Genomic DNA, 9,905 nt, shown 5'->3' with positions numbered 1-9,905 from the left:
CGGGCGGGCGGGGCGACGTCGCGCCGCGGGGCCCCCCGGCGGCCGGGCCCCCCCCGCGCCGCCGGGGCCCCCCCGCCCCCCCCCGGCGGCCGTCCCCGACGCGCCGCGTGCACACCGCGCGGTGCCGTTCCACGTGGAACGCCGGTGTGATCGGGGCGACACCAGGACGTACGGTGCCCGCCGTGGGCGCCACGCACGAGGTCACCAACCAGGTCCCGCCGCTCGTCGGGTACGACCCGGTCGCCGGGGACACGGCCCTCGCCGAGGCGTGCGTCCGGCACGCCGACGAGGCCACGCTGGCCTCGCTCGCCGGGCTCGGGCGGCTGGCCGGCAGCGAGCAGGCGCGCGAGTGGGGCCGGCTGGCCGACGAGAACCGCCCCGTGCTGCGCACCCACGACCGCTACGGGCACCGGGTCGACGAGGTCGAGTTCCACCCCGCCTGGCACGAGCTCGTGCGGACGGCGTTCGGGCACGGCCTGGCGGGCGCGCCGTGGGCGGCGGCCGACGCCGGCGACCGGCACGCCCACGTGCGCCGCGCCGTCGGCTACCTCGCCTGGACGCAGGTCGAGGCCGGCCACGGCTGCCCGGTGACGATGACCTACGCCGCCGTCCCCGCCTTGCGCGCCGCACCCGGGCTCGCCGCCCGCTACGGGCCCGGCCTCACCGGCAGCGGCTACGCGCCCGGCCTCACCGACCCGGCCGCCAAGCCGGGGCTGGTCGCCGGCATGGGCATGACCGAGAAGCAGGGCGGCTCCGACGTCCGCACCAACACCACCCGCGCGGTCGCGAACCGGGACGGCACGTACGCGCTCACCGGGCACAAGTGGTTCACCAGCGCCCCGATGAGCGACCTGTTCCTCGTCCTGGCCCAGCTCGACGAGGGCCTGTCCTGCTTCCTCGTGCCGCGCGTGCTCCCCGACGGCAGCCGCAACGTCTTCCGCCTGCAGCGCCTCAAGGACAAGCTCGGTGACCGCGCCAACGCCTCGAGCGAGGTCGAGTTCGACGGCACCACCGGCTGGCCGGTCGGCGACCCCGGCCGCGGCGTCCCCACGATCCTCGAGATGGTCAACGCCACCCGGCTGGACTGCGTCATCGGCTCGGCGGCCACCGTCCGCGCGGCGCTCACCCAGGCCCTGCACCACGCCCGCCACCGCCGGGCCTTCGGCGCCCTGCTCGCCGACCAGCCGCTCATGCAGAACGTGCTCGCCGACCTCGCCGTCGAGAGCGAGGCCGCCACGGCGCTCGCCGTCCGGCTGGCCGCGGCCGTCGACGGCGGGGAGACGGCGTTCCTGCGGCTGGCGGGCGCGGCGGCGAAGTTCCTCGTCTGCAAGCGCACCCCGGCCGTCGTCGGGGAGGCGATGGAGGTCCTCGGCGGGAACGGCTACGTCGAGGAGTCCGGCCTCCCGCGGCTGTACCGGCAGGCGCCGCTCAACAGCATCTGGGAGGGCTCGGGCAACGTCATCGCCCTCGACGTCCTGCGTGCGCTCGGCCGCTCGGGGGAGTCGCTGGCCGCCGTCACCGCGGAGCTCGAGCTCGCCCGCGGCGCCGACCCGCGCTACGACGACGCCGTGGAGCGGCTGGCGGCCGAGCTCGGCGACCCCGACGCGCTGCCGCTGCGGGCCCGCCGGGTCGCCGGCCTGCTGGCCCTCTGCCTGCAGGGGTCGCTGCTGCTGCGGTACGGCCCGGCGGAGGTCGCCGACGCGTTCTGCGCCTCCCGGCTGGGCGGCGACTGGGGGACCGTCCTCGGGACGCTGCCCCGCGACACGCCCGTGAGCAGGCTCGTCGAACGTTCAACGATCGCCCCTGTCTGAGGAGGCATCGCTCCACTACCCTCGGGTACGCGTCGCGCACGGACCGACTTCCCATCCCGTCCCGGTCCGTACCCGGGACACGTCCGAGGGGCCGGACCCGGAGTGCGGCGGGGGGAGAGAGATCAGCGTGCACCAGTCCGACCACGCAGGCGCGGTGGCACCACCGGACCTGCTGGCCAGCGTCCCCGACGCGGTCTGCCACATCGACCGCGAGTGGCGCTTCACGTGGGTGAATTCCGCCCTCGAGGGGCTGCTGGGCCGGCCCGCCGACTCCCTGCTCGGCCGGACGGTGCTCGCCTGCGTCCCCGACCTGCGCGGCACGGATTTCGAGGCGGAGCTGCGCGGGCTGATGTCCGACGGGCGCCCCCGCGTCTTCGAGTACCTCCACCGCCCCCGGGACCGGTGGTTCGAGGTGCGCGCCTCGGCCGACGCCACCGGCCTCGTCGTCTTCATCCGCGACGTCGACTCCCGCCACCGCGAGCAGGCCGCCCAGGCGCACGCCCTCCGGCAGACCGCCGCCGTCCTGGACGCCCTGCCCTCGCCCACCGTGCTGCTCGACGGCGCCGGCCGGATCCGCAGCGTCAACCGCGGCTGGTCGGCCAACGACGACCTGGTCCGCGCCGCCGGCTGGCAGGTGGCCGGCCCCGGCGACGACTACCTCGCCCAGATCGCCCAGGGCCTGCCCCCGGCCGACCTCGCCCGCATCGCCGAGGGGCTCACCGAGCTGCGGGCCGCCCCGCCCGGTTCGGCCGACCGCGTCTTCGCCTGCGACTACGCCCAGCAGCTGGCCGACGGCGACTCCTGGTGGCGGCTGCAGGCCGCGCGGGTCGACGAGTCCGGCCAGCTCGTCGTCACGCACACCGACATCAGCGAGCGGGTCCGCGACCAGCACCGGCTGGCCTGGCAGGCCTCGCACGACGACCTCACCGGCCTGCCCAACCGGGCCCGGCTGCTCGAGCTCATCGAGCAGGCGCTCGCCGAGGACGCCGGCCGCACCACGCTGCTGTTCCTCGACCTCGACGGCTTCAAGACCGTCAACGACTCCCTCGGCCACGAGGTCGGCGACGAGCTGCTGCGCCGCGTCGGCGCCCGCCTCGCCGGCCAGGTACGGCCCGGAGACGCCGTCGGCCGGCTGGGCGGTGACCAGTTCGTCGTCCTCGCCCGCTCCTGCGACACCCCCGAGGCCGCCTCGCTGGCCTTCCGGCTGCAGCGCTCCTTCGCCCGGCCCTTCACCGCCGCCGGGCTGACCGTGCCGGTGTCGGCGAGCATCGGCGTCGCCGTCGCCCAGCCGGGACTGCGGCACGCCCACCAGCTGCTCAGCGACGCCGACGCCGCCGGCTACGCCGCCAAGGCCGCCGGCCGCGACCGCGTCCACCTGTTCTCCCCGGGCCTGCGCGACGCCGCCCGGTGGCGGATGGACGTCGCCAACCGGCTGCGCGACGGCGCCCAGGACCAGTTCGTCGTCCACTACCAGCCGGTCGTGCGCCTGGACACCGGCGAGGTGGAGGGCGTGGAGGCGCTGCTGCGCTGGCAGCACCCGGAGCGCGGCCTGCTCGGCCCCGACGCCTTCCTCTCCGTCGCCGAGGAGACCGGCCAGCTCATCCCGATCACCCGCTGGCTGCTGCACGAGACCACCCGGCAGGCCGCGCAGTGGGCCGAGCAGGGGCTGGCGCTGCGCATGGCGGTCAACATCAGCGCCCGGCACTTCTCCGCCGAGACGCTGGTGCGCGACGTCCGCGCGGCGCTGCGGGACTCCGGCCTCGCCCCCGAGCAGCTGATGCTCGAGCTGACCGAGACCTGCGTCGCCGAGGACCCGACCCGCGCCGAGGACCAGCTCGCCGTCCTGCAGGGTTTCGGCGTCCGGGTCGCCATCGACGACTTCGGCACCGGCTGGTCCTCCCTCGCCCAGCTCATGGCGCTGCCCATCGGCACGCTGAAGATCGACCGGTCGCTCATCACCGCGGCCGAGCGGCTGGCCGCCGGGGGCACCGGCGCGGTGCTCGGCGCGATCGTCGAGCTGGCGCACACCCTCGGCATCCGCTCGGTCGCCGAGGGCGTGGAGACCGCCGACCACCTGCGGATGGTGCGCGAGGCCGGCTGTGACTCCGCCCAGGGCTACCTGCTCGCCCGCCCCATGGCCGCCCGCGACGTCGAGCGGTGGGCGACCCGGGTGTCCGACGGCGGCGGTGACTCCTGCGCGCTGGCGCTCGCCGGCCGGCTCGGCTGAGGCCCCGGGGGAGCGGGCGCGCATGACGGGACCGGTGCGCCGCCGCGCGGTCCGCCGGGCGACGTCGCCGGCCGGCCCGCCCGCGCCCGTCCCGCCCGCGCCGGTCCCCGTACCCGTCCCCTCACCGGTCCCCGCACCCGTCCACGGCGCGCCCGGTCCCGTGCCGGGGGCGTCCGCGCCGGTCACCGGGCCGACCGGGCAGACTGCCCCCGTGACGGTGACGAGCGGGCCCGACGGCGCGACCACGGGGACGGCGACGGGGACGGCCATGCTCCCCGACGAGACGCAGGGCCGCGGCCGGCCGGCGCTGGACCTGCTCATCTGGGACGCGCCCAACATCGACATGACCCTGTCCACGGTCATCGGCGCCCGCCCGACGGCCGCGTCCCGCCCGCGGTTCGACGCGATCGCCGCGTGGTTCGTCGACGGCGCGGGGGACCCGGCCGCCGCGGACGCGCCCGAGGTCGAGGCGTGCGTCTTCGCCAACATCCCGCCCGTCGTCGGCTCGCTGCAACGCTGGGTGGAGGCGCTGCGCGGCTTCGGTTACGCGGTGTTCGCCCGCCCCAAGCAGCAGCCCGACGACGACATCGACCAGGCGATGCTCGACCACATCGAGGTGCGCGCGCACAGCCACCGGCTGCGCCGCCTCGTCGTCTTCTCCGGCGACGGCCGCAACTTCGCCGAGCCGCTCGAGGAGCTCGCCCGCGCCGGCACGCAGGTCGTCGTCGTCGCCTTCAGCGAGGTCGCCGGCTACGCGATCGGCTCCGACCTGCTCGAGTTCATCGACATCGAGGACGTGCCCGGGGCGTTCACCGCGCCGCTGGACCGCGTGCGGCTCGACGCCCTCCCGGCCGACGGCGCCTGGCTGCGGCCGACCCGCAGCCTGCGCGACTTCGTGTCCGGCTGGACCGCCCGCAACGGCTGACACGCCGGACGCCGGTGTCCGCGGGCGCCTCCCGGGGAAGGGAGGCGTCATGGCGGTCTGCGAGGTCTGCGGCAACGACTACGCGATGAGCTTCGAGGTGGTGGCGCAGGGCGCCACGCACACCTTCGACAGCTTCGAGTGCGCGATCCACCGCATGGCGCCGATCTGCGAGCACTGCGGCGTGAAGGTGGTCGGCCACGGCGTCGTCGTCGAGGGGCAGTTCTACTGCTGCGCGCACTGCGCCCGCGCCCAGCACGAAGGCGCCCCGGTGGCCGACTCGGCCTGAGCGGGCGGCCTCAGTCCCGCGGGATCTCCGGCGCCCGCGGCTCGGGCACCCGGTCGCCGATGCCCTCCAGCGGGGCCAGGCCGGAGGGCAGCCGGGACCAGACGTGCTTGCGGCCCGGCCGGCGCTCCCAGCCGTAGGCGACCGACAGCTGCGCCACCAGGTGCAGCCCCATGCCGCCCAGGGACGGGTCGCGGTCGACGGCGGGCACCGGCGGCCGGTCGGGCGCCTCGTCGCTGAGGTCGAGCAGCCACCCGGCGGGGCCGGCCACCACCAGCGCGCGGACGTCGCCGCCGCCGTGTCGCAGCGCGTTGGAGGCGAGCTCCTCGAAGACCAGCAGCAGGCCGTCGCGGGCGTCCTCGGTGGAGGACGTGCTCACCGACGGGTGGGCGATGCGGGCCCGCAGGTCGGCCCGGACGCGGGAGACGACGTGCATGGCCTCCAGCTGCCAGTGCCAGACGTCGCCGGCCACGGAGGGCACGGGTGCGAGCGGCCACGCATCCTGGCCCATCGTCCGCCCTCCGTCGCCCGGCAACACCGTCGCCCATCCTCGCCGAAACCACGTCGTCCCGCAGCGGAGGGTCCACCGCGGGCCGCCGGGCGCCCCGAACGGGGGTCGCGGGGCAGGATGGGCGGCGTGGAGGACCTGTGGAGGACGCTGAGCCGGCTGCGGCTGGCCGATCGGGAGCTGTCCGACGTCCTGGGTGAGGTGACGCGGCTGGCGACCGAGCACGTGCCCGGCGCCGAGTCGACGTCGATCACGCTGGTCCGCGGGGACGTGCCCACCACCGCCGCCCACGACGGCGACATGGCGCTGGCCGCCGACGAGCTGCAGTACGAGCGCGGGTACGGGCCCTGCCTGGACGCCGGCCGGGCCGGGGTCCAGCTGCGGGTCGACGACATGCGCACCGAGACCCGCTGGCCCGACTACACCGCCCGGGTGGTCGACGTCGGGGTCCGCAGCTCCCTGTCCACGCCGCTGCCGTACCAGGGCCACACGATCGGCGCGCTGAACATCTACTCGACCGAGGCCGGCGCCTTCGCCTCCGACGCCTCGGCCGAGGCCGCGCGCGAGGTGGCCGAGGCGGTGGCGGTCGCCGTCGCCAACGCCGACGCGCACGCCCAGCTCGGCGAGCACGCCCGCAACATGGAGCTCGCCATGCGGTCGCGGGCGGTGATCGAGCAGGCCAAGGGCGTGCTCATGGCGCAGCGGCGGGTCGACGCCGACGCCGCCTTCGACCTGCTGCGCGACGCCTCGCAGCGCTACAACCGCAAGCTGCGCGACATCGCCGCCGGGATCGTGGCCTCGGTGGTGCAGTCGGCGGGGAGCGTCAGCCCCGACGGGCGGCCAGGTCCGTCAGGCGGCTGACGAGGAACTCCACGGCGGCCGGGCTGTCGACGGTCTCGGCGACGTCGACCGCGGTGGGGGAGTCCGACACCGACCGGCGGTCGACGAGCGTCTGGCCGCGCCCGGCGCCGCGGGTGGTGTCGACGACGACGTCGCGCCGCACGGTGCCCAGCGTGCCCGGCACGATCGCCTCGGTGAGCGCCAGCGCGTCGTGCACGACCACGCCGGTGGTGCCGTAGGAGCTGCGCGCGTGGTCGAGGTACTGCTGCAGGATCGCCGCCGCCGTGGCGCCGACCGGGCCCGCGGCCGCGAACCGGGCGATGCCCTCCTCGTCGAGCACCGTGGGCAGCGTGACGTCGAGGCCGACCAGCACCGTGGGCACGGTGGAGCCGAGCACCCGCGCGGCGGCCTCCGGGTCGGCCCACACGTTGAACTCCGCCGCCCCGGTCACGTTGCCGCCGCGCCCGGCCGAGCCGCCCATGAGCACCAGCCGGCCGATGCGGGCGGCGGCCTCCGGGTAGGTGGCCAGCAGCAGCGCCACGTTCGTCCACGGCCCGATGGCGGCCACGGTCACCGGGGTATCCGACGCGAGCAGCAGCTCGGCGAGGGCGACCACAGCCGGCCGCGGGTCGACGGCGGCCGGCGAGGGCGGCAGCTCCACCCCGCCGAGCCCGGTCCGCCCGTGCACGTGCCCGGCCCGCTCGGGCTGCGGGTACACCAGCGACTCCGCGGCGCCGGCGGCCACCGGGACGTCGGAGCGGCCGGCCAGGTGCAGCACCCGCAGGGCGTTCTCGGTGGTCTGCGCGAGCTCCACGTTGCCGTGCGTCGTCGTGACCAGCCGCAGGTCCACCTCCGGGCTGGCGAGGGCCAGCAGGATCGCGAGGGCGTCGTCGATGCCGGGATCGGTGTCGATCACCAGGGGGGTGGCAGCCACCGGTCCATCCCAGCAGACGGCGTGGTGCAGGATCACGCCGTGCCCGACGTCCTGCTCGCCAGCTGCGCCGAGGCCGCCGGGAAGGACGAGGACGAGCCGCTGCTCGTCGCCGCCCTGGCCGCCGAGGGCCTCACCGCCTCCTCCGCCGACTGGGCCGACCCGACGGTCGACTGGGCCGCCGCGACGGCCGTCGTCGTCCGGTCCACCTGGGACTACGCCCCGCGGCGCGGGGAGTTCCTCGCCTGGGCCCGGCGCGTGGAGGCGGTCACCCGGCTGGCCAACCCGGCCGCGGTGCTCGACTGGAACACCGACAAGCGGTACCTGCGCGAGCTGGCCGGCGCCGGGGTGCCCGTCGTCCCCACCGCCTGGGCGGAGGGGCCCGGCGAGGTCGACGGCGCGCTGGCGCGCTGGCCCGGCGACGTGGTGGTCAAGCCGGTGGTCTCCGCCGGCGCCCGGGACACCGTGCGCTTCTCCCGGGAGCGGCGGGCCGACGCCCGCGAGCTGGCCGCGGGGATCCTGGCGAGCGGCCGGGCGGTGATGGTGCAGCCCTACCTGGCGCGGCTCGACGCCGAGGGCGAGACGGGGCTGGTGTACGTCGGCGGCGCGTACAGCCACGCGTTCGGCAAGGGCGCGCTGCTGGCCGGCGAGGCGCTCGGCCCGGGGCTGTTCGCCGAGGAGACGATCACCGCCCGCACCGCCGGGCCGGACCAGCGCGCGCTCGGCGACCGGGTGCTCGCCTGGGTGCGCGAGCGGACGGGGCAGACCCCGCTCTACGCCCGCGTCGACCTCGTGCCCGGCGACGACGGCGCGCCGCAGGTGATCGAGGTGGAGCTCACCGAGCCGAGCCTGTTCCTTCCCACCGACGACGGCGCGGCCGCCCGCTTCGCCGCGGCGATCAGGAGCCGGGTCGGCTGACCCCCGCGCCCGGCGACCCCGCGTCCTCCCGGGCCGCCGCCCGGCGCCGCGGCAGCGCCGTCACCAGGTAGAGCAGCAGTCCGACGGCGACCAGCACCCCCGCGAAGGCCCAGGTGGCTGCCTCCTGCTGCCAGAGCAGCACCAGGCAGGACGCGACGCCGAGCACGGGCACGACCGCCGGCACGCGGAAATGCGGCACGTCGACCCGGTCACGGCGCAGCACCAGCACCGCGGTGTTGGTGCTGATGAAGACGAACAGCAGCAGGAGCACCACGGTGTTGGCCAGCGTGGCGAGGTCGCCGAGCAGGCTCAGCCCCATCGCCACGGCGGTGGTGACGGCGATGGCCACCCACGGCGTGCGCCGGCGGGGCAGGACCCGGCCGAGGACGGCGGGCAGCAGCCGCTGCTCGGCCATCCCGAACGCCATCCGGCTCGCCATGATCATGGTGAGCAGCGCGCCGTTGGCCACGGCCACCAGCGCGACCGCGCTGAACAGCTGGTCGGGGATCCCGGCGTCGGCGGCGCGCACCACCTCCAGCAGCGGCCCGCTGGAGTCCGCGAGCTCCTCCGGCGGCAGCACGACCGCCGCCGCCAGGCCGACCAGCACGTAGACGGCGCCGGCGGTGAGCAGCGCCCCGAACAGCGCCCGCGGGTAGACCCGGCGCACGTCGCGGACCTCCTCGGCCACGTTCGCCGACGTCTCGAACCCGACGAACGAGTAGTAGGCCAGCAGCGCCGCCGCCAGCACCGCCGTCCCGGCCGACACCCCGGGCGGGAACTCCAGCGCGCGCGCCGGCTCGCCGTCGCCGCGGAACAGCACCACCGCGCCGAGGACGACGACGAGCACGAGGCCCGACGTCTCGACCAGCGTCATCACCAGGTTGGCGCGCAGCGACTCCTGGATGCCGCGGGCGTTGAGCAGCGCCACGGCGAGCAGGAACACGACGGCAGCCGGGGCGGCGGGCACGTCGAGGAAGACACCGAGGTAGTCGCCGGCGAAGGCCAGCGCCAGCCCGGCGGCGCTGGTGACCCCGGCGGCGAGCATGCAGAAGCCGACGAGGAAGGCCACGACGGGGGAGCGGAACGCCCGCTCGGCGAACACCGCGGACCCGCCGGCCCGCGGGTACTTCGTGACCAGCTCCGCGTAGGACGCCGCGGTGAGCAGGGCCAGCAGCAGCGCCACGAGCAGCGGCACCCAGATCGCGCCGCCGACCTCCCCCGCCACCTCGCCGACCAGCGCGTAGACGCCGGCGCCGAGGACGTCGCCGAGGATGAACAGGTACAGCAGCTTCCCGGTGACGGCGCGGCGCAGCCTGGTGTCCGGCGCGCTGTCGGGAGGGGCGTCCGGTGCGCCGTCCGCCGTCCGGGAGGCGCCCGTGGCGCCGGAGTCCGTCACCGGACGATCGTGGGCACGCCCCCCGGCACCGGCAACCGGGCGGCACGGACGGGGGACCCGGACCGC

The 9,905-nt window shown here is 76.6% G+C and carries 9 protein-coding genes; 6 read left to right on the top strand and 3 right to left on the bottom strand.

Annotated elements, in window-relative coordinates; translation table 11 throughout:
• The first annotated feature begins 182 nt into the window (after positions 1-182).
• From ACI79X_RS21890 to ACI79X_RS21875, 4 genes are all read left to right on the top strand, one after another.
• Positions 183-1,811 carry an acyl-CoA dehydrogenase family protein gene (locus ACI79X_RS21890; RefSeq protein ID WP_457027531.1) on the top strand — a complete coding sequence of 543 codons (1,629 nt, stop codon included), beginning with the start codon at positions 183-185 and terminating at the stop codon, positions 1,809-1,811.
• Between the two features lie 154 nt (positions 1,812-1,965).
• A complete protein-coding gene (locus ACI79X_RS21885; protein WP_457027530.1) occupies positions 1,966-4,038 on the top strand; it encodes a putative bifunctional diguanylate cyclase/phosphodiesterase in 2,073 nt (690 codons plus the stop codon).
• A gap of 211 nt (positions 4,039-4,249) precedes the next feature.
• Positions 4,250-4,963: an NYN domain-containing protein gene (locus tag ACI79X_RS21880; RefSeq protein WP_457027529.1), complete on the top strand. Its 714-nt coding sequence runs from the start codon at positions 4,250-4,252 to the stop codon at positions 4,961-4,963.
• A gap of 49 nt (positions 4,964-5,012) precedes the next feature.
• A complete protein-coding gene (locus ACI79X_RS21875; protein ID WP_457027528.1) occupies positions 5,013-5,249 on the top strand; it encodes a hypothetical protein in 237 nt (78 codons plus the stop codon).
• A 10-nt stretch (positions 5,250-5,259) separates the two neighbouring features.
• Here ACI79X_RS21875 and ACI79X_RS21870 read toward each other — a convergent pair whose 3' ends face one another.
• Complete coding sequence (locus tag ACI79X_RS21870) at positions 5,260-5,727, bottom strand: ATP-binding protein (protein WP_457027527.1); 468 nt, start codon at positions 5,725-5,727, stop codon at positions 5,260-5,262.
• Between the two features lie 147 nt (positions 5,728-5,874).
• On the opposite strand from ACI79X_RS21870, the gene ACI79X_RS21865 reads away from it, so the two are divergent.
• Positions 5,875-6,615, top strand: a complete 741-nt coding sequence (locus ACI79X_RS21865) for a GAF and ANTAR domain-containing protein (RefSeq protein WP_457027526.1) — start codon at positions 5,875-5,877, stop codon at positions 6,613-6,615.
• Here the strand turns inward: ACI79X_RS21865 and ACI79X_RS21860 are convergent.
• The gene (locus ACI79X_RS21860) at positions 6,578-7,528 is read right to left on the bottom strand and encodes a nucleoside hydrolase (RefSeq protein WP_457027525.1); all 951 of its coding nucleotides are present in this window, start codon (positions 7,526-7,528) and stop codon (positions 6,578-6,580) included. The two genes, ACI79X_RS21865 and ACI79X_RS21860, sit on opposite strands and share 38 nt — an antisense overlap.
• A 39-nt stretch (positions 7,529-7,567) precedes the next feature.
• Here ACI79X_RS21860 and ACI79X_RS21855 point away from each other — a divergent pair, with 39 nt between their 5' ends.
• The gene (locus ACI79X_RS21855) at positions 7,568-8,443 is read left to right on the top strand and encodes an ATP-grasp domain-containing protein (protein WP_457027524.1); all 876 of its coding nucleotides are present in this window, start codon (positions 7,568-7,570) and stop codon (positions 8,441-8,443) included.
• Here the strand turns inward: ACI79X_RS21855 and ACI79X_RS21850 are convergent.
• Positions 8,424-9,839 carry an APC family permease gene (locus ACI79X_RS21850; RefSeq protein WP_457027523.1) on the bottom strand — a complete coding sequence of 472 codons (1,416 nt, stop codon included), beginning with the start codon at positions 9,837-9,839 and terminating at the stop codon, positions 8,424-8,426. The genes ACI79X_RS21855 and ACI79X_RS21850 overlap by 20 nt on opposite strands.
• Positions 9,840-9,905 lie beyond the last annotated feature (66 nt).

It is taken from the genome of Geodermatophilus sp. SYSU D01119 (assembly GCF_054049975.1).
The sequence above is the reverse complement of the archived record's forward strand: the minus strand, read 5'-3'. Positions and strand labels throughout refer to the sequence as shown.